The following is a 23,228-nucleotide window of genomic DNA, read 5'->3' as shown; positions in this document are numbered from 1 at the left end:
TCAGCCAACCAGCGGCACCGACCACGTCAACGTGGTTCCGCCGCTGTGTTTTCCGTGTCGGGGCGTGGTTACCACTGTGAACGTCCCGTCGCATTCCTCGGCCCGGCGAGTCAGGTTGTCCAGTCCGCGGTAGGTGACGTCGGTGCCGATACCCACTCCGTCGTCGGTGATCTCGACCGTGAGGACGTCGTCGGCACTCACCGACACCCCGATATGCTCGGCGTGGGCGTGGCGGAGCGCGTTGCTGAGCCCTTCGCGGAGCACCGCATCGATGTGCGGCCCAAGCGATTCGGGGACGACGGTGTCGACTGGGCCGTCGAAGGACACGCTCGGCGAGATGGGCGCATGCACCGAGAGCTCGGACACGATGTCGAGCACCCGACGACGCAGCGTGGAGGTGTCGTGGTGGCCGGGCACGGTCTGCAGGTCGAAGATCGACGTCCGGATCTGCGCGATGGTGCGATCGAGGTCGGTCATGATCTGCTCGAGGCGATTGTTGACCGACTCCGGATCGGGCGATGTTCCTGCCGACGCATGCGCCAACAGCGTCTGGACCGACATGCCGACCGCGAAGAGTCGCTGGATGACGTGATCGTGCAGGTCACGTGCGATGCGATGCCGGTCCTCGAGAACCTCGAGATCGCGGGCCACCTGTTGCTGTTCGGCATAGACGACGGCGAGCGAGGCCACCTCGGCGACACCGGCGAGCCCGGCGATCTCCTCGGGCTCCCAATGAGGACGGTCGTGGTGGGTGATCAGAATCCAGCCGAAGGCGCCGGCGGCGCGCTGCAGCGGCTGCACCGTGGTCCACTGTGCACCTCGCCGCACCAACGCGGGGGCGATCTCACCGCTGCGCTGCACTTTGAGCGAGGTCGCAGACGGACTCGCGAACGCGTCGGGTTCGATCGCCGCACCCGTGTGGCCGCGGATCTCCACTTCACCCGCGTCGTCGGTGACGATGAACACATCGATGGCGCCGACCAGATCGGCGACATCGGTGCACAGGCGCGACATCGTGTCCGACAACGCTATTCCGGCAAGCGGCTCGGACCCGCGCCGGGCAACCAACTGCATCCAGCGATGACGCGTACGCGCCCGCTCGAACAGCCGCGAGTTGTCGACCGCGATGCCCGCGGCCACCGCAAGCACTGCGATCAGGGTCTCGTCGAGTTCGGTGAACTCCGATGCAGATCGCTTCTCGGTGAGGTAGATCCGGCCGAAGATGGCCCCACGGATGATGATCGGCGCACCGAGGAATGTCGTCATCGGCGGGTGATGAGGCGGAAAACCCACCGACGCAGGATGTTGGGAGAGGTCGGGGATGCGCAGGATGTGCGGGTCGTCCATCAGCACGCCGAGCACGCCGCGGCCCACCGGCAAGTCGCCCATCTGCGCACGTTGTTTCGGTGTGATCCCCGTGTACACAAAGGCGCTCAGGTCGCCATCGGGTCCGCGAACACCGAGCGCACCGTAGCGGGCGTCGACCACGCCGACCGCGACCTCGACGATCCGCTGCAACGCGTCGTCGAGGTCGAGTCCCTGCCCCACCACGAGTACCGCTTCGAGCAGGTCCCGCATCAGGGTCGGGTCGTCGGCGCCGTGGCGTGCGACGGCGTCGAGCGCTTCTCGCAGACCGCTTTCTCGCATGCTTCTGTCCCTCATGCTGCGGCCGCACTGAATATCGTTGCGGCATGGACGAAACGTCGGATCGCGTGCGGTACGGCAACCGGATGAACGTGCAGGTACGACGCATGCACAGCCATCGTCGCGACACCGTGCATCGATGCCCGGCCGTCCGGACCGGTCCACGCCCACGCCGGACCGGGGGCGTCGGCACCAACGGCAACGACGTGGCTGCGGTGGAATTCGTGGCCGGTCACGCGGTCGCCGCTGCGGTACAGCACCGAATCACCGACGGCGACGGCGTCTCGGTAGCCGAGCGTCAGCGTCGGACCGAAATGCCCCTCGATGTCGAGGACTCCGCTCATCGGATGACCGTCGAGATGGGTCGACAGGTAGAGCAGGCCCGCACATTCCGCCTGCACAGGACCACCGCGGCGGACGTGGTCGCGCAATCCGTGACGAAGGATCTCGTTGGCCGCCAACGCTTCTGCATGCTCTTCCGGGAATCCGCCACCGATCACCACGCCCCCGGCACCAGCCGGGAGTGGGTCGTGCAGCGGATCGAAGCCGACGACCTCCGCGCCAGCGGCACGCAGCATCTCGGTGTGCTCGGCATAGCCGAAGGTGAAAGCTGCACCCCCGGCCACCGCGATCAGTGGGGTCCGGGCCGGTGATTGGACTGCCTCGACCGCATCGCCCGCCGACCACGCCCCGACGATCGGCGGCGACGCAGTCTGCGCCGCAGCGACAATCGCGGGCAGATCGAGAGATGCAGCCACTCCACGGGCCATCGCGTCGACAGCGGCCATCGCCTCCGCGCTGCGTTCGGCGGCGGGAATCAAGCCCAGGTGACGAGACGGGACCGCCAGGGACGGATCACGGCGCAGCACACCGAACACCGGCATACCCACGCGCGAACATGCCTGCCGCAGAACTGCTTCGTGACGCTCGGACCCCACACGGTTGAGGATCACCCCCGCGATTCGGACCGACGGCTCGTAGCTGAGGAATCCGTGCAGCACTGCCGACAAGGACTGACTATGACCCGCGGCGTCGACCACGAGGACGACGGGGGCCCCGATCAGTGTGGCGACGTGCGCAGTCGAACCCCGACCGAGCAGATCCGAGTCACCGGAGTCGTCACCCAGAACGATACGGCCGTCGAACAGACCCATCACGCCTTCGACGACGGCGATGTCCGCGCCCGCGCACCCGGCCGCAAACAGCGGCGCAATCAGCTCGGCCCCAACGAGATTCGGGTCGAGATTGCGTCCCACCCGACCCGCGGCGACCGCGTGATAGCCGGGGTCGATGTAGTCGGGCCCGACCTTGAACGGCGCCACCCGATGCCCGGCGGCCCGCAGCGCACCGACGAGTCCGGTGGTCACGGTCGTCTTACCGCTGCCCGATGAGGGTGCGGCGATGACCACGGCTGGAATCCCGGCGTTCACCGAAGCGCCCTCACCATTCGATGCCCTTCTGGCCCTTACGCCCGGCGTCCATCGGGTGTCGTACCTTACGCATCTCGGTGACGAGATCAGCGGCGTCCATCAACGCCTGCGGCGCACGACGCCCGGTGATCACCACATGCTGGCGGTCGGGACGTGCGGTGAGTGCGTCGATCACCTCGTCGGTGTCCACCCAGCCCCAGTCCAGTGGGTAGGTGAACTCGTCGAGGACATAGAAGTCGTGTTCGTTCGCCGCGAGTCGCCGGGCGATCTCCGTCCACCCGATCCGGGCCGCCTCCGCATGGTCGTCGGTGTGCTCGGTGTTGGCCCGCAACCACGACCACCCCTGCCCCATCTTGTGCCACTCGACCGGACCACCCGCGCCGGTGGAGGTGTGCACCTCCCCGAGCGCCAGCATCGCCGACTCCTCGCCCACCTTCCATTTCGCGCTCTTGACGAACTGGAACACCGCGACCCGCATCCCGGCATTCCAGGCACGCATCGCCATCCCGAATGCGGCGGTGGACTTTCCCTTGCCGTCGCCGGTGTGCACGGCGAGTACCGGCGTGTTGCGGCGTTGCCGGGTGGTGAGGCCGTCGTCGGGGATGGTGGCGGGAACTCCCTGTGGCACAGTCTGTCTCCTCGATCGCGGGCGTGATCAGGCTGCCGGGTGGGATCGGTGCAACGCCGAGCGCGACAGCTCGTCGATCGCCATCAGCTCGCCACCGAGGTGCGCTGCGAGGTCGGCGGCCAAACCCAGCCGGACCATCCCCTGTTCGCAGTCGACGACGACGCTGTCGACACCCCGGCGCGCGATGTGCGCCGCTGCACCGCGGGCGCGGGCGGCGGCGTCGGGGCCCGCGGTGGCGCGACCATCGGTGAGCACCACCAGCAGCGGACGACGCTCGGGCTCGCTGCGGCGCGATCGCTCGATCACGTCGGCCGCCATCAACAGACCTTCGGCGAGCGGAGTCCGACCGCCCGTGCGGACGTCGGCGAGTCGGCGTACGGCGATGTCCACGGACTTGGTCGGGGGAACCACCAACGACGCCTGCGTACCTCGAGCGACGACGACGGCCACCCGGTCGCGTCGGGTGTAGGAGTCGCGGAGCAGGTCGACGCACAGCTCCGACACCGCCGCCAGCCGTCGCCGCGCGGTCATCGACCCGCTGAGGTCGACGACAAACACCACGAGGTTCGACTCCTGACCGACGCGCTGTGCGGCGCGCAGGTCGGGTTCGACGATCCGGGGTCGCGGAGCCGAACGCGCCGCCGCATTGAGCACAGTTGCGAACAGGTGCACCGGGCGACCCCGTTCGAAGTCGATGGCGTGGGTGGTCTGGCCGCGACGGCTGCGGGCGCGCGAGCGGCGCCCAGGTTCGCCGTCGCCGATCCCTTCGACCCGCAGCGTGCGCAGACGCCGACCGGTCGGCGTGGTCGCAGGCCCGAACCGGGGTCCTGGAGCGTTGTGCGACGTCGATGATTCGCTGTCGGATGGCGCGTCGATGGCTTCGGGAGCAGGGGATTGGCTCGTGCCGCCTTCCGGCGGATTCCCCTGCGGCCCATCCCCATCCGGTCCGCCATCATCTGGACCATCATCATCTGGACCATCAGCGTCTGGGCCATCAGTGGGCGGCCCGGCTGCGGAGTCGCCGGCGTCCATCGCGTCGTCGAGTTGCTCGTCGGTGAGCCCCGACTCGTCAAACGGGTTGCGGCGCCGACGATGCGGGAGCGCAAGCGCCACCGCGGCGCGCACATCGGACTCGTCGACGGTGTCGACACCACGCCACGCGGCGTGCGCCGCGGCCGTTCGTGCGACCACGATGTCGCCGCGCAGGCCGTCGACCTCGAGGTGGGCACAGATCCCCGCTATGCGACGTAGTTCGGCGACGGGCAGCTCAACCGAGGCGACCGCGGCCCGTGCCGACGAAATCCGTTCGGCCAGTTCATGTTCGTCGTCGGCATGCTCGGCAACGAAGGTCTCCGGGTCGGCGTCGAAGGCCATGCGTCGCGCGATGACCTCCACGCGCTCGTCGATGTCCTTGCCTGCCACCACATCTACCGCGAGACCGAACCGGTCGAGCAACTGCGGTCGCAGCTCACCCTCCTCCGGATTCATCGTCCCGACCAGGACGAAATCGGCGGATTGCGTGTGCGACACACCATCTCGCTCGATGGTGACCCGACCGCTCGCCGCCGCGTCGAGCAAAACGTCGACGAGATGGTCGGCCAACAGGTTGACCTCGTCGATGTAGAGCACACCGCCGTCGGCGCGTGCAAGCAGACCCGGTGTGAAGTCCGCGCGACCATCCCGCAGCACCGACGTCAGATCCAGCGAACCGATCACCCGGTCCTCGGTGGCGCCGATCGGCAGTTCCACCACCCGGCCCCGGCCGGCATGGTCGGAGAGGAGCGGGCCGAGACCACGCACGATGGTCGATTTGGCGGTGCCCTTCTCGCCGCGGATCAGCACGCCGCCGATGCCCGGCGAGACCGCCGAAAGAATCAGCGCAAGCTTCAACTGCTCCTGGCCGACGACTGCGCTGAACGGGAACCGCGCACGGGACTCTGAGTCGCGCGAGTCAGTCATGCGTCACCACGCACCATCGAGACGTGTGGAATGCCATCCTCCAGGTACTCGTCACCCTCGGCGACAAAGCCGAAGGTGGCGTACATCTGCGTCAGATAGGTCTGTGCCTCGATCCGGCACGGCCGCTCGCCGACCTCGGCCAGCGCGGTCTCCATCAGCCTCGTCGTGAGGCCCTGCCCGCGATATGCCCGGTCGGTGCAGACCCGTCCCACCCGGAACATGGTCCCGCCATCGGAGGCGGGCGGATCCTCGAGCAGACGCAGGGTCGCCAACACGGCACCGTCGTCGTCGGCCACCCACAACTGCCGGGTGGTCGGCTCGAGGTCCCGACCGTCGAGTTCGGGATACGGACACGACTGTTCGACCACGAAGACATCCACCCGCAGCCGCAGGATGCGGTAAAGCGTCTCGACGTCGAGGTCGAGGGCCCAACTCCGGTGCACCTGTCCAACTGCGGTCATGATGTCGTGACTATCACACCCGTGGGCGTTCGCATACCCGCGTCGATCAGCCTGCAGTGGCCGGCGCGAGGGTCTCCTGCACGGTCGTCGGCGCCGCCACACCACGGGCGTCGGTGAGCTGCAGGCTGGCGTTGGTCCAATCCCACACCTCCCGATAGAGGTCGCGGTTGCCGGACAGCTTCTGCCCGAACGACGGGATCATGGTCGTCAGCTTGGCCGACCAGCCTGCGTACTCCTGCGGGAAGCACTTCTCGAGGACCGACAGCATCGCAGGCACCGCGGTCGACGCGCCCGGCGAGGCGCCGAGCAGGCCCGCGATGGTGCCGTCACCCGCCGCGACGACGGCGGTGCCGAATTCGAGGCTGCCGCCCACACCGGTCTTGCGGATCACCTGCACGCGCTGACCTGCGGTGATCGTCTCCCAGTCGGAGCCGTCGGCACGCGGGACGAACTCCGAGAGTGTCTTGACCCGGTCGGCGAAACTCGCGGCGAGCTCGCCGAGCAGGTACTTCACCAGACCCATCTCCTGGGTGCCGACCGACAGCATCGGCAGCAGGTTGTTGGGCTTCACCGAGAACGGGAGGTCGGTGATCTTGCCGCTCTTCAGGAACTTCGGCGACCAGCCCGCGTACGGGCCGAACAGCAGTCCCGGCTTGTGGTTGATGACGCGGGTGTCGAGGTGCGGCACCGACATCGGCGGCGCACCGACGGCGGCCTGCCCGTAGACCTTGGCCTGGTGCTCGCCGATCAGGTCGGGGTTGGTGCAGCGGAAGAACTCGCCGGACACCGGGAAACCACCGAAGCCCTTGGCCTCCTTGATGCCCGATTTCTGCAACAGGTGCAGTGCGCCGCCACCGGCTCCGACGAACACGAACTTGGCGTGCACCGTGAGCTTCTCGCCGGTACGGGTGTTCTTGACCTTGACGATCCAGCTGCCGTCGGACTGCTTGCTGAGGTTGGTGACCGAGTGGCCGAAGAAGATGTCGGCGTTCTGTCCGACGTAGTTGAGGAGCTGCTGGGTCAGCGCACCGAAATCGACGTCGGTGCCCTCGGTGAACCAGTTGAGGGCGATCGGATCGGCGAAGTCCCGACCGGCGGCCATCAGTGGGAGCCGGTCGGAGAAGACGGCCGGGTCGTCGATGAATTCCATGCCCTCGAACAGGGTTTCCCGGGACAGCTTGTCGTGACGCTTGCGCAGATACTCGACGCCGGCGTCGCCGTGGGTGAACGCGACGTGCGGGATCGGATTGATGAACTCGCTGGGGCTGCCGAGAATGCCCTCGTCGACCGCATGTGCCCAGAACTGGCGCGACACCTGGAACTGCTCATTGATGGTGATCGCCTTGTCGATGTTGACGTCACCGTCGGCCGTCTTCGGGGTGTAGTTCAGTTCACACAGCGCCGAGTGCCCGGTACCGGCGTTGTTCCACGGATCGCTGGACTCCGCGGCGGCGGCATCGAGGCGCTCGAAGAGCGCGATCGACCAGTCGGGCTGCAACTGCCGGATCAGCGCTCCGAGGGTCGCGCTCATGATGCCCGCGCCCACCAGCGCGACGTCAGTCTTGATCACCGGTTTCGACACCTGGACTCCACTTCACTGTTTGCAGTTCGACGCACTGCTTGCACTTCCACGATCTAGGGCCATTGTTCCCCATCACCCCCACCGAATCGGAATCGACCTGGACAAGTGTGGGCTGGGCGACACAGCCGACGACGATCCGACATCACTATGGTGGACGTCGTGACCGCTTCCCCAGGCACCGATTGGCAGCCGGACCGTTTCCTGGACCACTACCAGCTTCGCACCATCCCACTGGGACCCGACCCGGACGGCGAGGACCCCATCACCGCGACCCTCGTGCGGAAACCGTCGAACGAACCGCCCGAAGAACGCCCCCGAGGAGCCGTCCTCTACATCCACGGCTTCACGGATTACTTCTTCCACGAGCCTCTCGCCGACCACTTCCACCACCGCGGATACGCCTTCTACGCGATCGACCTGCGCAAGTGCGGACGATCTCTCGGTGAGCAGCACACCCCGCATTTCACCACCGACCTCGACGCGTACGACGAAGAACTCGACAAGGCGCTCGACATCATCACCGCCGAAGTGGGCGCCGACACACCGATCCTCGTCGCAGCGCATTCGACCGGTGGCCTCATCGCCTCCCTCTGGCTGGATCGGCTGCGCGGCTCCGACCCCGCGCGTCATGCCCGTGTCGACGGTCTGCTGCTCAACAGCCCCTGGTTCGACCTGCAGGGTGACGCGCTGCTGCGGACCCTTCCGATCACGATTTTGATCAAGGCGGTGGCCGCGGTTGCGCCCAAGCGAGTCATCCCGCGTGAACTCTCGGGCGTCTACGGCGAGAGCATTCACGAGAGCGTGAACGGCGAATGGGCCTACGACCTCAAGGTGAAGCCTCTGGGCGGATTCCCGGTGACCTTCGGCTGGCTCGACGCCGTCCGCACCGGTCAGCGCCGACTACATCGCGGTATCGACGTGGGTGTGCCGTCACTGGTCCTTCGATCAGACAAAACATACTTCTCGCGCCGCTATTCGGAGTCGGTCGACGTTGCTGATGTCGTGGTCGACGTCGGCCACATCGCGCGCTGGAGTGGCTGTCTCGGCGATCGCGTCTCGGTGGTGCCCATTCCCGGCGCACGGCACGACGTGTTCCTCTCCCGAGCGCAGGTTCGGGAATGCGCCTACCGCGAGGTGGACGGCTGGCTCGGCCACGTCGTGGAGCCGACGCGGGGGGTCAACGCATGACCGCGACAACGACGGTGACCCAGGTGGTCGATCTGGCCATCATCGGCTCCGGCAGCGGCAACTCGATCCCCGACGACCGGTTCGCCGAGAAGTCCATCGCCATCTTCGAGGAAGGCGTCTACGGCGGCACCTGCCTCAACGTCGGTTGTATCCCGACGAAGATGTTCGTCTACGCCGCCGAAGTCGCCGAGATCGCCACGCACGCCGATCGACTCGGTGTGCACTCGCGCGTGGAATCCGTCGACTGGCCGGCGATCGTGGACCGGGTGTTCGGCCGGATCGATCCGATCTCGGCGGGCGGTCGGGAGTATCGCGAACAGCGGTGCGAGAACATCACCGTCTACTCGTCGCATGTCGAGTTCGACGGCCGCGACGACCAGGGCCGCTATCGGCTGGTCACCGCCGACGCCCTGGTACTGGCGTCCGAGGTGGTTCTGGCCGCGGGATCGCGCCCGACCATCCCGCAGCCGATCGCCGATTCCGGCGTCCGCTACCACACCAACAACGACGTGATGCGGCTGCCGAAGCTACCCGAGCACCTGGTGATCGTCGGAAGTGGTTACATCGCAGCCGAATTCGCGCACGTGTTCGGCGCGCTGGGCAGCCGGGTGTCGATGATCGCCCGCAGTGGGCGTCTGCTGCGCAAGCTCGACGACGACATCGCCACCCGCTTCACCGAATTGGCGTCGGCCAAGTGGGACGTCCACCTCGATGCAACACTGGCCGGAGCCGAGAACCTGCCCGACGGCCGCGTACGAATCGCTCTCGACGATGGCACGTCGCTCGACGCCGACGCGCTGCTGGTCGCGACCGGCCGCGAGCCCAACGGCGACCGGCTGGGTCTCGGATCTGTGGGCATCGACCTCGACGCCGAGGGTCGGGTCGTCTGCGACGAGCACGGTCGGACCGCCGCCCGTGGCGTGTGGACCCTCGGCGACGTGAGCTCGCCGTATCAGCTCAAACACGTGGCCAACCACGAGGAACGGGTGGTGCAGGCCAACCTCCTGAAGGGTTGGGACGCAGCGGATCTGGCGAGCTTCGACCACCGGTACGTACCTGCGGCCGTGTTCACTCACCCGCAGATCGCGTACGTCGGGATGACCGAGGCCCAGGCTCGCGCGTCGGGTCGCGACATCACCGTCAAGGTGCAGGCCTACGGCGATGTGGCCTACGGCTGGGCGATGGAGGACACCTCCGGCTTCTGCAAGCTGATCGCCGAACGCGGCACCGGAGAACTGTTGGGCTGCCACATCATCGGACCGCAGGCACCGACGGTGATCCAGCCGGTCATCCAGGCGATGTCCTTCGGTCTGCACGTACCCGACATGGCCCGTGGCCAGTACTGGATTCACCCCGCCATGCCCGAGGTGCTCGAGAACGCGCTGCTCGGTCTCGACATCTGAGAGGCACCGCGAGCCGGTCGCGGAAACCGCACTTGTCGCCAGAAACCTCAGGTGTGGCCACAAACCACTGGTGCGCCTCGGGTTTCTGACCAGACACGCGGTTTCTGAAAATCGCCGTCGCCACAAGAAAATAGGGGAAGAAACCTCTTCCCCTACCCTTGGTGTCCTCCCCCAGAAATTTCTCGCGGACGACTATGAAACCCGGGGAAGAAGTTCTTCCCCTAGATTTTGCGGGCAGGACGCTGGCGCATTTCCCCAGTTCAGCGGTTGGTCACCGAGCTCGGCTAATTCAGAACACCGCCGACCGCAATGCGATCTCGCTGGCGAGGGCGGGCGCGGCATTCTGCGGAACCCAGTGGTCGACGTCGGGGAGTTCGCAGAACCGGAACTCGGAGTAGACGTAGCGCGCCGACCCGGTGGCCGGCCCTCGGCCGATCGACGGGTCGCTGTCGCTCCACACCAGGGTGGTCGGGATCTCGACCGGACCGCAGGACATGTTGGCGGAGATGTCCGACACGAGGTTGGCGCGGTACCAGTTGACCGCCGCGGTCATCGCGCCCGGCTCGCGCAGCGGAGGTATCTCCTCGGCACTCACACCCAACTGCTGCAGCCAAGCACCGCCCTTGGCGAGGAATTTGTCCTCGATGCCTTCGGTGACGAATTCCTTGATGTAGGACGATCTCTCACGCTGATCGCCGTCCTTCACCGCCTCCCGCATCGCGCTCGGATGGCCCATCGACACCGCCACCAGGCCGGTGAACCGATCCGGATGGTTGGCCGCCAGATGCCAGGCGACGACACCCCCGAAGTCGTGTCCGACGAGGATCGCGTAGCTCACCTCGAGCGCGTCGAGCAGGCCGACGGCATCGGACACGATGTGCTTCATCCGGTAGGCATCGACGTCGTCGGGGCGCGCACCCGGGCTGTAGCCGCGCTGATCGGGGACGATGGTCCGCAGGCCCGATTCGTGCAGCCTCGGTACCACCGCGTCGTAGCACGAGCCGTTGACCGGAAACCCGTGTAGCAGCAGCACCCAGGGTCCCCGGTCCGGTCCGCCGATGCGGACATCGAAGGTGAGGTCTCCGACGGTCACCGACCGCAGTTCTGTCTCCACCCGCCCCACGATAGGTGACCGATACGACAACTGCGGTGACACTCGGTGCCCAAACCGGTCGTGGTCATTCGGACGGTTCCAGGCGATGGGTGATCGTCGGCATCACCGGCGGGCCGTCGGCGATGATGTCCACGACCGCGGACATGTCGATGTTGGCGGTGATCAGATCAGCCATCAAGTCGACCTGCGCCTGCCGGATGGCGCCGACATCGATGTCGGGCGCAGGCTCGAACCCGGGCTTACCGGCCTCTGCTGCGACGCGTCGCAGCAGGTCACGGCGGAAATCGTTGTTGGCAAGGAGTCCGTGCCAGTGGGTCCCACGGACCGCTCCGCGCGTGGCACCCTCTCCTCCGTGGACGTCGTCGACGAGCCACACGTCTTCGGTGGAGCCCACGATTCGTCCGTGATGGATCTCATAGCCCTCGACACGGTGCCCGTCCACGGCGCCGGCGACCCGTCGCAGCGTCTTCCCCGAGTCGAATGTCACGTCGAGGTCGAGGATGCCCAGACCGTCGACTCGTCCGGCACCGGACTCGACCGGATCGTCGATGCTGCGGGCCAGCATCTGAAACCCGCCGCAGATCGCCACGATCGGAGCACCCCGCCGGACGCGCGCCACCAGGGCGTCGCCGATGCCCCGCGCCGTCAACCAGCCCAGGTCGGAGACCGTGGCGCGGGTCCCGGGCAACACCACCAGGTCGGCGGCATACACGCTTCCCGGGTCGTCGACCCAGGTCACATCCACTCCTCGTTCACACGCGAGGGCCTCCACATCGGTGGAGTTCGAGATTCGCGGCAACCTGATCGCCGCCACCGACAATCGTTCTGGGCCACCCGAGGCGATCTCGTCGAGCGGTCCGACGCGTCGACCGACCGGCGCGTTGAGCGAGTCCTCGGCGTCGAGCCACAGATCGTTGGCATACGGAAGCACACCGAGGGTGCTCCGGCCGGTCAGTTCCCGCAGGCGCTCGAGTCCGGGTTCGAGTATCAAGGGATCCCCGCGGAACTTGTTGACGACAAAGGCGGTGATCAGTGCCTGATCAGCCGGGTCGAGGATCGCCGTCGTGCCGAACAGGTGGGCCAGCGAACCGCCCCGATCGATATCGGTGACGAGCAGAACCGGAAGCCGATGCCGTTGTGCCAGACCAAAATTGGCGATGTCGGTGCGACGCAGGTTGATCTCGGCGACCGAACCTGCCCCCTCGGCGATCACGACGTCGAAGTCACGTCGCAGCGACTCGAACTCGTCGGCGACCACGTCGGCGAGACGTCCCCGCCAACGCACGTAGTCCGCAGCACCCACTTCGCCCGCAGGTTGTCCGCGCAGCACCACGTGCGAGCGGCGATCGCCTCCCGGCTTCAGCAGGACGGGGTTGAATCGGGTCGACGGTTCCAGGCCACACGCAAATGCCTGTAGTGCTTGGGCTCGGCCGATCTCACCCCCGTCCGGGGTGACCACAGAGTTGTTGGACATGTTCTGCGCCTTGAACGGCGCCACGCGGACGCCGAGTCGGTTCAGCGCCCGGCACAGACCTGCGACGACCAGGCTCTTCCCGGCGTCGCTGCTCGTCCCACCGACGAGCATCGCACCGCGCAGTCCTGTCACGACGCCAGGGTACGGCGAGCGACTCGCGTGTCGTCACCGGCACCGCGGCTTGGCATGGGATTTCACCCACACGCTATCGTGTGGCCACGGGCGCGGTTCGGGGTGAGCTGCCCAACTAGCAGGTAGGGGGTGAAGCGTGGTTGCCTTGCAACCCGGTGCTCGATTCGCCGGATATCGCATCATCCGCCTACTCGGCGAGGGCGGGATGGGGCAGGTCTACCTCGCCGAACATCTGTCCCTGGGCCGTCTCGAAGCCCTCAAGATCATCTCGGCCAACCCCACCGACCCCACCTTCCACGAACGGTTCGGCAACGAGGCCCGTACAGCGGCAGCGCTGGACCATCCGGGAATCGTGACGCTCTACACCTACGGCGTCGAGAACGGTAGCCCATGGTTCTCGATGAGTTACCTCGAGGGCAGCGACCTCAACGCCAGCCCCGCCCTGCCGCCCGCGGACGTGTCGACGATTGTCACCAAGGTCGCCGAGGCCCTCGACTACGCCCATGGCCGCGGCGTGATCCACCGGGACATCAAACCCGCCAACATTTTGGTGCGCAGGGACCAGTCTGGTCGGATCTCGCGGGTCACAGTGCTCGACTTCGGGATCGCCCGCCTGATCGACTCGGCGAAGATGACGGCGACCAATCTGTTCATCGGCACTCTCGCGTACGCGTCGCCGGAGCTGCTGACCGGCGTCGACGCCGGGCCGGCCTCGGACCAATACGCGCTGGCCTGCACGGCTTTCCAATTGCTGACCGGCCGGCAACCGGTTGCCGGGGACACTCCGGCGACCTTGATCACCGGGCATCTGTCCGGCGGCATACCTCGCCTGAGTGCACAGAATCCGTCCCTCGCCTGGCTCGACCCGGTGTTCGCACGAGCGCTGGCGAAGCGGCCCGAAGACCGCTACGCCTCCTGCTCGGATTTCGCCGCGGCGTTGGCACGTGCGGTCGCGACAGCATCCCCGGACGTCACCCGTGTCGCTGCACCCACACCCCCGCAGCCGCCATCGACCTCGCCCCCACGGCAAGGACCGTCCGGACCACACCCCGGCCCATTCACGCCGTCGGGCCGACCACCAACCGCCATGCAGCCGGTCAACGGGCCCTATCCGGGATACGGTCTCACCGGTCCGCCGCCGAACTACTACCAGGGCATCGGGCCGCAGCCCGGCATGCCACCGGGCCCCTCGTCCGGCCGCCGCTACGGTCTGATCGTCGCTGCAGTGATCGGCGTGCTCGTCGTCCTCGGGGCGATCATCGGGACCACCGTCGCGCTGACCGGCGGAAACGATGACGATTCGACCACCACAACGGCCGGTGAATCGACCGAGTCCACGTCGAGTTCCGCGGCTCCCGCATCGGGGGTACTACAGAGTGTCGCGGCCGGCGGCGACACCACGTGCGCGGTGAAACTGGGCAACGTCTATTGCTGGGGCAACAACGAATACGGGGCGGTCGGCGACGGCACCACCACAAACCGCACCGTGCCCACCCGCGTGCCGGGCATCAGCAACGCCACCCAGGTGAGCGTGGGTGGCCTGGGTACCACCTGTGCGGTGGCAGGCGGCCAGGCCTACTGCTGGGGTTACGGGATCGGCGAGGGACGCTCGGCAACCAGTCCGACACCGATCACTGGCCTGGGAACGGTCACGAAGATCTCCGCGGGCCTCACCATCTGCGCGATCAGCGATGCGAAAGCATACTGCTGGCGCAACAACATAGACGGGCAGGTCGGCACCGGCAACACCGCATCGGTGTCCACGCCGACCCTGGTGGCCGGTATCTCCGACGTCACCGACATCGACACCGAACACACGACCACCTGCGCCATTGCCGGCGGAGCCCCGTATTGCTGGGGTAACAACGACAAGGGGCAGGTCGGCGATGGCACCACCGCCAATCGCTACACACCGACGAGGGTGTCGGGGCTGACCACGGCGACTTCGATCGGGACGAGCCTGTACTCGTCGTGCGCGGTGTCGGGCGGTGACGTCTACTGCTGGGGCTCCAACAGCGACGGCGAGCTCGGCGACGGAACCAAGACCAACCGGCTGACACCCACAAAGATCGCCGTGAGCGGAGCCACCGATGTGTCCGCCGCCGCCTACTCGGGTTGCTCCGCGGCGAGTTCGTCGGCGTATTGCTGGGGTAATCGCAGTGCGGCCACCGACGGCACGCCTGCGCGAGTCGACGGCGTCGACAACGTCACGGCAGTGTCCATCAGCAGTGCCACGGTGTGCGCCATCTCGGGTGACGATCTCTACTGCTGGGGCCTCAACGGCGACGGCCAAGTCGGCAACGGAACCACCGAAACCATCCAGACGCCGGTCAAGGTCACCTTGCCCTGACCGAGCCTGGCCCGACGTGTAATGGTGCCGACGGGTACTGACGCCCTACTGGGCCGCCGCGATCCGGGCGCGCTGCGCGACGAACATCCGTACGAGGTTGGTGTTCACATCGGGACCCACCGTCGGCCCGGTGGTGCTGGTGAGGCCATACCCGGCCTTGAAGGAGGTACCCCGCTCGACACCGAGCAACAGTTGGTTCACGACGGACACCGTGGTGGTTCCCTGAACGACGGTCACGACCATGCGCACCGCGTTGTAGGGGCTGGTGATACCGGGCAAGGTGATCCGCTCCATGGTCACTCTCGCCGGGATGTCCTTGCCGTCGTCGCGGATGGTCACCCCGAACGCTGCGCAGGTGGCCAAGATCCTCGCGAAGTTGTCGGTGTAGTCGAGGTCGATGCTCTTCTTGACACCCGCGGTGTAGCTTTGGTCGCCGCCACCGCTGATGTCTGCCTCGATCTTGCGTTCGGCCCTGTCGACCCCCGGCTCGTCTCGATCGTTGTTCTTGACGAAGTCCTGGCATTCCGGGTTGTCGACGGTGATGTCGCTGTCGTCATCGTCGGGGCCGGTCTCCAGCGAGAACTTCCCGCCGGCGAGTGGTGGGAAATCCGCTTCCGGCAGCACGAGCTGGGCGGCCGTCGCGGTCGGCAGCACAGCCGTCGTCGTGGTTGTCGAAGCGGTCGAGGTTGCGCTGGTCGAACCGGATGCGGGCGAGCCCGCGTCGGATGAATCGTCACCGCAGGCGCCGATCGTCAGGACCATTCCGACCGACACGGCGATGCCGGCGATCGTCTTCGGAGTCCGGCCACAACCTCGCCGGTTCGGTGACCGCCGTGCCGTCTGAACCTCGGTAGCACCCATGGCCTCGACCTCTCGTCTCTTCGCTGTGACGGAACGGATTCGGACACAGAATAGGCGCGCGACACCCGGCGGCGGGCGAGAATGTGCTCAGTCGGCGGCAGGGATGCACGCCGGAACGCACAATCCGCGCTGCACGGACCCCCGACCGTCAGGCGTCGGGCAGGGTGAGGATCTCGGCTCCCTGGTCGGTGACGACCAGCGTGTGCTCGAATTGCGCGGTCCACCGCCGGTCGGCGGTCACCACGGTCCAGCCGTCGTCCCACAGCTCCCAGGGCAGCGCGCCCAGGTTGATCATCGGCTCGATCGTGAAGACCATGCCGGGTTCGATCACGGTGTCGACGTTGGGCTCGTCGTAGTGCAGGACGACGAGGCCGTTGTGGAAGGTCTCGCCGATGCCGTGCCCGGTGAAGTCGCGAACCACGTTATAGCCGAACCGATTCGCGTACGACTCGATCACCCGGCCGATCACGTTGAGCTCTCGACCCGGTTTCACCGCCTTGATCGCGCGTTCGGTGGCGATACGGGTGCGCTCGACGAGATCGGCGGCCTCCTGGGATACGTCGCCGGCGAGGAAGGTCGCATTGGTGTCGCCGTGCGCGCCGTCGATGTAGGCGGTGACGTCGATGTTGACGATGTCGCCGTCGGCGATGACCGTCGAATCCGGGATGCCGTGGCAGATCACCTCATTCAGTGATGTGCAGCACGATTTCGGGAAGCCCTTGTAGCCCAGGGTCGACGGGTACGCACCGTGATCGATCATGTACTCGTGAGCGATCCGGTCGAGCTCGTCGGTGGTGACCCCCGGAGCGACGGCCTTACCGGCCTCGGCCAGCGCGTTGGCGGCAATCCTGCTGGCGATCCGCACCTTCTCGATGGTCTCCGGCGTCTGGACCCACGGCTCGTGGCCCTCGTTGACGGTCGCTTTCCACGCGTACTCGGGACGTTCGATCGATTCGGGTACCGACAGGGTCGGCGAGACGACACCGGGCTTCAACGGGGCGCGGACAGACATGGGAACCAGTTTATGTGAGAGCCGACGGGCGACGGTCGGCGGCGCGGCCACGACGAAGGTGACAACACCGCACTCACTAAGGTGACAGTAACAACGACACCGCAATAGCAACGACACCGCATCGGAGGGCGAAGGACACCATGGGCCGGATCGGCACTCTCGTGCGAGCGACTGCGGTGCTCGTCGCGCTCGCATTCGTGGCGATCACCGCGACAGGTTGCTTTGTCGCACCGATCGAGCAGGCGCCGACATCGGTGGCCCCGGCCGAACATCTGCGTGATGGTCCGCAGACGGCGACCCTCCCGTCCGACGACGTGGAACCGATCGCCACCGATCCGCCGGCGCGACTACCGGTGACGGTCGATTCGCTGCGCTACGGCAAGGTCACGGTGACCGACGTCAGCCGGATCATCGCGGTCGACCGCAATGGCACGCTGGGCACCCTCGTGTTCTCGCTGGGCCTGGGCTCGCACGTGGTGGGTCGGGACACGTCGACCGCTTTTCCATCGGCGCTGCGACTGCCGGTCGTGACCAACCGCGGACACACCCTGAACGCGGAATCCGTTCTCGCGCTGGCCCCGACGATCCTGCTGGTCACCGACGCCACCCTGCCGCAGACCGCGGTGGATCAGATTCGCAGTTCGGGTGTGACGGTCGTGGTGTTTCCCGGTGCGCGCAATCTCGCGTCCAACAACGCGCTCACCCGTGCGGTCGCGACCGCGCTCGGTGTGCCCCGGGAAGGCGAACTCCTCAACGCACGCACCAATTCCGAGTTGGCAGCAGCCCGACGACTGGTGCCTTCACCGTCCGGGGATCCGGTGATGGCCTTCATCTACATTCGCGGACCCGCGATCCTGTACCTGCTCGGTCCGGGTTCCGGTGCCGACGACTTGATCGCCGCCGTCGGCGGACGCGACGCCGCCGAACACGCACACATCGACGAACCGCTGACGCAGGTGAACGCGGAGGTCATGCTCGCGGCGAATCCCAATGTGATCCTGGTGATGACCGAAGGCGCCGCGACCGTCGGCGGACCGGACGGTGTTCTCGCCCTGCCGGGTATCGCGGAAACCGACGCCGGCCGTCATCGTCGCGTCGTGCAGATGGACCAGACCAAGATCCTCGCGTTCGGACCGGAGGTCGGCGAGGTCGTCGCCGCATTGGCACGGGCGATCTACACATGAGTGCGCCGACGACGACACCGCCCACGACCCGATCGCGACACCGCACCCGCAATGTGGTGGTGGTCGCGGCCATGCTGCTCATCACCGCGATCCTGGTTCTCGTGTCGGCGGGCACCGGGCAGGTCGTGGTACCGCCGTCGGAAGTCCTGGGGTCGCTGCTGCACCACTTCTACCTCGACGTCGGGCCACTGCCGAGCCATCCGCTGGGCGAGGCCGCCCTCTGGAACGTCCGCTTCCCACGCATCGTCCTGGGGCTGCTGGTCGGGGCCGCGCTGGGTGCAGGCGGTTGTCTCCTGCAGGGCGTGCTCGCGAATCCCCTGGCCGAACCCGGCATCATCGGCGTCTCGTCGGGAGCCGCGGTCGGCGCGTGCCTGATGATCGTCATGACCGGCGGAACCACCGTGGGCGAAGGGACCCTCTCCGCCAACTGGGCAATCGCCGGCGCCGCGTTCGTCTTCGGTCTCTTCACCGCATTCGCCATCTACATCCTCTCGCTGCGGGACGGCTCGTCGTCGGCAATCATGTTGATACTGACCGGCATTGCGGTCAACGCGTTCGCACTCGGCATCATCGCCTACCTCACCTCGGTGGCGAGCACCGAACAGCGCGAGCAGATCGTGTTCTGGCAACTGGGCTCACTCAGCGGCAAGGGCTGGAACGAAGTGTGGGTGTCGGCACCCCTGATCGTCGCCGGCATCGCCGCGTCGATGATCCTCGTCCACAAGCTGGATCTGCTTGCGCTGGGCGAGATCCAGGCCGCCTCGCTCGGTGTGAACGTGGAATTGGTCCGACGTCAGGCGATCGTGCTGGTCGCCATCCTGACCGCCGCTGCGGTGGCGTTCGCGGGCATCATCATGTTCGTGGGTCTCGTGGTCCCCCACGTGATGCGGCTCATAGTCGGTCCTCGACATTCGATCTTGTTGCCCACCAGCGTGATCGGCGGAGCGCTCGTCATCACCGCCGCCGACCTCGCGGCGCGTGCGGCTCCCGGAGTAGGCGAACTGCCGATCGGGGTGTTCACGGCGCTGATCGGCGGCCCGGTGTTCTTCGTCCTGTTGCGGCGCAGCCGGCACGCCGGAGCGGGCTGGTGAGCCCCGACACGACGGGGATCCTGGCGCAGGACGTGTCCGTCGAACTCGGTGGTCGAGACGTGGTGCGCGAGGTGTCGCTGCATGTCCACCCGGGAGAGTTGGTCGCGCTCGTCGGCCCCAACGGCTGCGGCAAGTCGACCCTGCTGTCGGTGCTGTCCGGCACGCGCGCGCTGCGCCGTGGACAGGTGTGGATCGACGGGATCGCGATCGGCTCGATCCCGATGCGGGAGTTGGCCCGTCATCGATCACTGGTCACTCAACAGAATCGCGCGGACACGCCGTTCACCGTGGCCGAGGTGGTCGAGATGGGTCGCTACCCGTGGCTGCGCACCCCCGATGCGGCCCGCTCTCCAGAGATCATCGACGACGCGATGCGACGCTGCGACCTCACCGACGTCGCCGATCGGCCCTTCTCGCAGTTGTCCGGCGGCCAGCAGGCCCGGGTGTCGCTCGCCCGCGCCGTCGCCCAGGACACCCCGGTGATGATGCTGGACGAACCGACCGCGGCCCTCGACATCCGGCATCAAGAGCAGGTTCTCGACATCCTGCGCGCGCACCGCGACGACGGTGCCGCGGTACTCCTCGTCGTCCACGACCTGTCGCTCGCGGCCGCCTACGCCGACCGGGTCGCGGTCATGAAGGAGGGCAAGTTGCTCGCCGCCGGCCCGACACGCGAGGTGATGACGCCCGAATTGCTCACGGAGACCTACGATCATCCGGTCGAGGTCATCGAGCACGACGGTCGGCTGCTGGTCCTTCCGCATCGGTGAGGCCGGACCGGCCGAGGTGCTCAGAATCCGCACTCGTCGCGAGAAACCGCGGGTAAGAAAACTCGTCTCCTACCCTTGGAGTCCTCCCCGCGAATTTTCTGGGGGACGACTCCGAACCTCGCGGAAGAAACTTCTTCCCCTAGTTTTGGTGGGACGGCCGCCGCGAAGCCTCCGCATACCCCAGTTCTGGAGGCCGACAGCAGTACTCTTCGGATCAGTCAGGCCGCGTAGCCGGGCGGCAGGAAGTTGAAGAAGTCTCGGGTGACGCCGACCGCATTGTTCGAATCGCCGCCGCGCACAACGAGTGTGGCGAAGGCGAGGTCGCCTCGGTAGCCCGCGAACCACGCGTGCGAACCACCGTTGAACTCGGCCTCACCGGTCTTGCCGAAGATGGCACCCAGTCCGTCGATGGTGGTCGCGGTGCCGCTGGTGACCACGGCCCGCATCATCGGCCGCAACTGAGTGACAACGCCGGGCGCGAGTCTCGCTGTGGGCCCTGAGACGGCAGTCGGCTTGCCGAGGATCAGTTGCGGCACAGGAGCTTTGCCGTTGTTGGCCACGGTCGCGGCAACCAGCGACAGCCCGAGCGGGCTCACCAGTACCCTTCCCTGACCGAAGCCGTCTTCGCTGCGCGCGACGGTCTCGGTGGCGATGGGTACCGATCCGGAGACCGCGTCGAGGCCGGCGATCGAGTACTGCGGTCCGACGCCCATCGCCGCCGCGGTGTGCGCGAGATCCGACGGACCCATCTGGCTGGCCAGTTTCGCGAAAGTGGTGTTGCAGGACTGCGCGAACGCGGTCAGCATCGGGACGGTGCCCAGCGAGAACGCGTCGTAGTTGGGGATCAGCCGAGGACCGATCTGGATCTCACCCGGGCACGGCACCATGGTGTCCGGGTGCGCGATGTTCCGACTGATCGCTGCGGCGGCGGTCACCATCTTGAAGGTCGAACCCGGCGGATACAGGCCGGTGGTGGCGATCGGCCCCTGGCGGTCGGCGGCGGGGTTCTGCGCGACCGCCAGAATCCGCCCGGTCGACGGCTGAACGACCACCATGGCGATCTGAAAGTTGTTGGTGGCGTTGACCGCCCGCTGCGCCGCATTCTGCACCTGACGGGACAGGCTCAGCGACACCGCCGGCGCGGCCTGCGGGGCGTGATCGGCGAGGATGTCGGCGTCGAGCCCGTTCGGATTGACCGTCGCGACACGCCAGCCGACGCGACCGTCGACCTCGCCGTCGACCACGCGCTTGACCTGCGAGAGCAGGGCCGGGGCGAACCGCGGATCGCGTGCCACCAGTTCGGCCTGCTCGTTGTGTCCGACACCCGGTATTGCGAGCCGGTCGCGCAGGCGATCGAAGTTCCGGCGGCTGAGCCGGAGAATCGGGTACGGCCCGTTTTCGGCGGTCGACTCCTCGGCGATGACCTGTGCCGACAGCGTCCGGTCGAACGGGCGCAGCACGTCGACGAGGCGGGTGACCGAATCGGCGACCGACCCCTGCTCAGCCGCTTCATGGGCGTCGAAGGTGACGCCGATGACCGTTCCGTTGACCATCACCTCCGAGCCGTCGGACTCGTTGACGGTGGCCCGCGGCGCTTCGGTGATACTCAACGAAAGACGTTGGTCGGCACCGAGACCCGGATGGATGTTGGTGGACACCCACCGCACTCCCCAACCGTTGTCGGACCGTCCGAGCCGCACCATCGCCCGATAACCCCAGTCGCGGCTGCGGGGCAGGTGCCATTGATAGTCGACGGCGACGTCGGCGGTGTCACCGGTGATGTCGACCTTGCCCGCCTTTGCGTCCATGGACTGCGCGGCCAGACCGGACCAGGCGCTGTTCATGGCGTTCTGGGCGATCTGCGGATTGTCGGTGAGCGCTGCCGCCGCGACGATGTCGCGGGCGCTGAACGCGGTCAGGAACCGTTCGGCCGCTCGACGGGGTCCGTCGTCTTCATCGGTTGCGCAACCGGCGATTCCGAGCACGACGAGGGCACACACCACCAGACTCGCCGCCTGGATTCCACGTCGTCGCCACTGCCACATCAAGAGGTGAGTTTATGGCCGCCGCGTCGGCTTGACGGAGTGCCACGCCCGGGCAACACCAGTTCAGTCGACGAGAATGGTGGCAAAGGTGCCGACATCAACGAAACCCACCCGCGCATAGGCGGCGCGCGCTGCGACGTTGAAGCTGTTCACGTAAAGGCTCGGCGTTCGGCCGTGCGAGATCACGGCCTCGGCAACCGACGCCGTCCCCGCGATACCCAGTCCCTCACCACGGCGATCCGGAGCGACCCATACGCCCTGGATCTGACCTACCCGCCGCGACAGCGATCCGATCTCCGCCTTGAAGACAACCCGCCCGTCGTCGAAGCGGGCGAACACCCGCTGCGCGTTGACCAGCGACGCCAGCCTCCGGCGGTACGAGCGGCCACCGTCGCCGGCGGTCGGGTCCACGCCGACCTCGCCGATGAACATGTCGATCGCGGCCGGCAGGTAGGCGTCGAGATCGTCCATGGTGACCAGCCGAACACCCGGATCCGAACGCACCGCAGGCGGTCCCGGCAGCGCGAGCAGCGGCTGCGTCGCGCGCACCTCGCGTGCGGGACCCCACGCCAGCTCGAGTTGTTCCCACATCGGCATGACCAATTCCGCGCGCCCGACCACCGACGAGCAGACGCGCGGCGCCGCGATCGCGCGGTCGGCGAAGTAATCGAGGTCGTCGGGCGAACCGATCAGCGGAATGAGGTTGGCACCGGAGAAGCACAGGGACGTGACGGGGTCGGCGGCCGACCACATCTCACCACCGAGCAATCGCGGGGTGATCCCGTGTACCTCGAATCGGGCGGCGACCATGCACATCGCGACCGGATCGGTGGCCAGCACCTGCTCGACGACGGGTGCGTCACGCGCACCGAGCGGCCGGTCGCCCAGAAGCTTCAGCAC

Annotated in this window: 18 protein-coding genes; 6 read left to right on the top strand and 12 right to left on the bottom strand. The window is 67.1% G+C overall.

The window, feature by feature from the left end:
• The 6 genes from MKW15_RS07180 to mqo are packed head-to-tail and all read right to left on the bottom strand — an operon-like array spanning nt 1 to nt 7,704.
• Nucleotides 1-1,647, bottom strand: a complete 1,647-nt coding sequence (locus tag MKW15_RS07180; RefSeq protein ID WP_240856904.1) for a GAF domain-containing sensor histidine kinase — start codon at nt 1,645-1,647, stop codon at nt 1-3.
• A gap of 11 nt (nt 1,648-1,658) precedes the next feature.
• Nucleotides 1,659-3,074: a cobyrinate a,c-diamide synthase gene (locus MKW15_RS07175; RefSeq protein ID WP_240856903.1), complete on the bottom strand. Its 1,416-nt coding sequence runs from the start codon at nt 3,072-3,074 to the stop codon at nt 1,659-1,661.
• A 10-nt stretch (nt 3,075-3,084) separates the two neighbouring features.
• Nucleotides 3,085-3,702 (bottom strand): cob(I)yrinic acid a,c-diamide adenosyltransferase, encoded by a 618-nt coding sequence (gene cobO, locus MKW15_RS07170; protein WP_240856902.1) that lies wholly within the window; start codon nt 3,700-3,702, stop codon nt 3,085-3,087.
• Nucleotides 3,703-3,729: 27 nt separating this feature from the next.
• Entirely contained in the window at nt 3,730-5,661 is a 1,932-nt protein-coding gene (locus tag MKW15_RS07165) for a VWA domain-containing protein (protein ID WP_240856901.1), read from the bottom strand.
• Entirely contained in the window at nt 5,658-6,122 is a 465-nt protein-coding gene (locus MKW15_RS07160; protein WP_240856900.1) for a GNAT family N-acetyltransferase, read from the bottom strand. The genes MKW15_RS07165 and MKW15_RS07160 overlap by 4 nt, the downstream gene beginning before the upstream one ends.
• A gap of 46 nt (nt 6,123-6,168) precedes the next feature.
• The gene (mqo, locus tag MKW15_RS07155; protein ID WP_240856899.1) at nt 6,169-7,704 is read right to left on the bottom strand and encodes a malate dehydrogenase (quinone); all 1,536 of its coding nucleotides are present in this window, start codon (nt 7,702-7,704) and stop codon (nt 6,169-6,171) included.
• Between the two features lie 147 nt (nt 7,705-7,851).
• On the opposite strand from mqo, the gene MKW15_RS07150 reads away from it, so the two are divergent.
• Together MKW15_RS07150 and MKW15_RS07145 are read left to right on the top strand one after the other, a co-directional pair.
• Nucleotides 7,852-8,892 carry an alpha/beta hydrolase gene (locus MKW15_RS07150; protein ID WP_240856898.1) on the top strand — a complete coding sequence of 347 codons (1,041 nt, stop codon included), beginning with the start codon at nt 7,852-7,854 and terminating at the stop codon, nt 8,890-8,892.
• Complete coding sequence (locus tag MKW15_RS07145) at nt 8,889-10,295, top strand: mycothione reductase (RefSeq protein WP_240856897.1); 1,407 nt, start codon at nt 8,889-8,891, stop codon at nt 10,293-10,295. Before MKW15_RS07150 ends, MKW15_RS07145 begins: the two co-directional genes overlap by 4 nt.
• 289 nt (nt 10,296-10,584) lie before the next feature.
• Here MKW15_RS07145 and MKW15_RS07140 read toward each other — a convergent pair whose 3' ends face one another.
• A complete protein-coding gene (locus MKW15_RS07140; protein ID WP_374246621.1) occupies nt 10,585-11,409 on the bottom strand; it encodes an alpha/beta fold hydrolase in 825 nt (274 codons plus the stop codon).
• 64 nt (nt 11,410-11,473) lie between these two features.
• Nucleotides 11,474-12,994, bottom strand: coding sequence for a cobyric acid synthase (locus tag MKW15_RS07135; RefSeq protein ID WP_240857027.1), 1,521 nt, complete (start codon nt 12,992-12,994; stop codon nt 11,474-11,476).
• A 157-nt stretch (nt 12,995-13,151) separates the two neighbouring features.
• Between MKW15_RS07135 and MKW15_RS07130 the strand changes: the two genes are divergently transcribed.
• Nucleotides 13,152-15,365 carry a protein kinase domain-containing protein gene (locus MKW15_RS07130; protein WP_240856896.1) on the top strand — a complete coding sequence of 738 codons (2,214 nt, stop codon included), beginning with the start codon at nt 13,152-13,154 and terminating at the stop codon, nt 15,363-15,365.
• 45 nt (nt 15,366-15,410) lie between these two features.
• Here the strand turns inward: MKW15_RS07130 and MKW15_RS07125 are convergent, their stop codons facing one another.
• Both MKW15_RS07125 and map read right to left on the bottom strand, forming a co-directional pair.
• Nucleotides 15,411-16,226 (bottom strand): hypothetical protein, encoded by an 816-nt coding sequence (locus MKW15_RS07125; RefSeq protein WP_240856895.1) that lies wholly within the window; start codon nt 16,224-16,226, stop codon nt 15,411-15,413.
• A 148-nt stretch (nt 16,227-16,374) separates the two neighbouring features.
• Nucleotides 16,375-17,238, bottom strand: a complete 864-nt coding sequence (gene map / locus MKW15_RS07120) for a type I methionyl aminopeptidase (RefSeq protein ID WP_240856894.1) — start codon at nt 17,236-17,238, stop codon at nt 16,375-16,377.
• A gap of 140 nt (nt 17,239-17,378) precedes the next feature.
• Here map and MKW15_RS07115 point away from each other — a divergent pair, with 140 nt between their 5' ends.
• From MKW15_RS07115 to MKW15_RS07105, 3 genes are read left to right on the top strand one after another with little or no spacing between them, the layout of a single operon-like run.
• Entirely contained in the window at nt 17,379-18,422 is a 1,044-nt protein-coding gene (locus MKW15_RS07115) for a heme/hemin ABC transporter substrate-binding protein (protein WP_240856893.1), read from the top strand.
• Nucleotides 18,419-19,513 carry a FecCD family ABC transporter permease gene (locus MKW15_RS07110; RefSeq protein ID WP_240856892.1) on the top strand — a complete coding sequence of 365 codons (1,095 nt, stop codon included), beginning with the start codon at nt 18,419-18,421 and terminating at the stop codon, nt 19,511-19,513. Before MKW15_RS07115 ends, MKW15_RS07110 begins: the two co-directional genes overlap by 4 nt.
• Nucleotides 19,510-20,283 (top strand): heme ABC transporter ATP-binding protein, encoded by a 774-nt coding sequence (locus tag MKW15_RS07105; RefSeq protein ID WP_240856891.1) that lies wholly within the window; start codon nt 19,510-19,512, stop codon nt 20,281-20,283. Before MKW15_RS07110 ends, MKW15_RS07105 begins: the two co-directional genes overlap by 4 nt.
• Before the next feature lie 218 nt (nt 20,284-20,501).
• On the opposite strand, the gene MKW15_RS07100 is transcribed toward MKW15_RS07105, so the two are convergent.
• Both MKW15_RS07100 and MKW15_RS07095 read right to left on the bottom strand, forming a co-directional pair.
• Complete coding sequence (locus tag MKW15_RS07100) at nt 20,502-22,328, bottom strand: penicillin-binding transpeptidase domain-containing protein (RefSeq protein WP_240857026.1); 1,827 nt, start codon at nt 22,326-22,328, stop codon at nt 20,502-20,504.
• A gap of 63 nt (nt 22,329-22,391) precedes the next feature.
• A complete protein-coding gene (locus MKW15_RS07095) occupies nt 22,392-23,228 on the bottom strand; it encodes a GNAT family N-acetyltransferase (RefSeq protein ID WP_240856890.1) in 837 nt (278 codons plus the stop codon).

It is taken from the genome of Gordonia gummivorans, from assembly GCF_022513585.1.
GTDB lineage: Bacteria > Actinomycetota > Actinomycetes > Mycobacteriales > Mycobacteriaceae > Gordonia.
The sequence above is the reverse complement of the archived record's forward strand: the minus strand, read 5'-3'. Positions and strand labels throughout refer to the sequence as shown.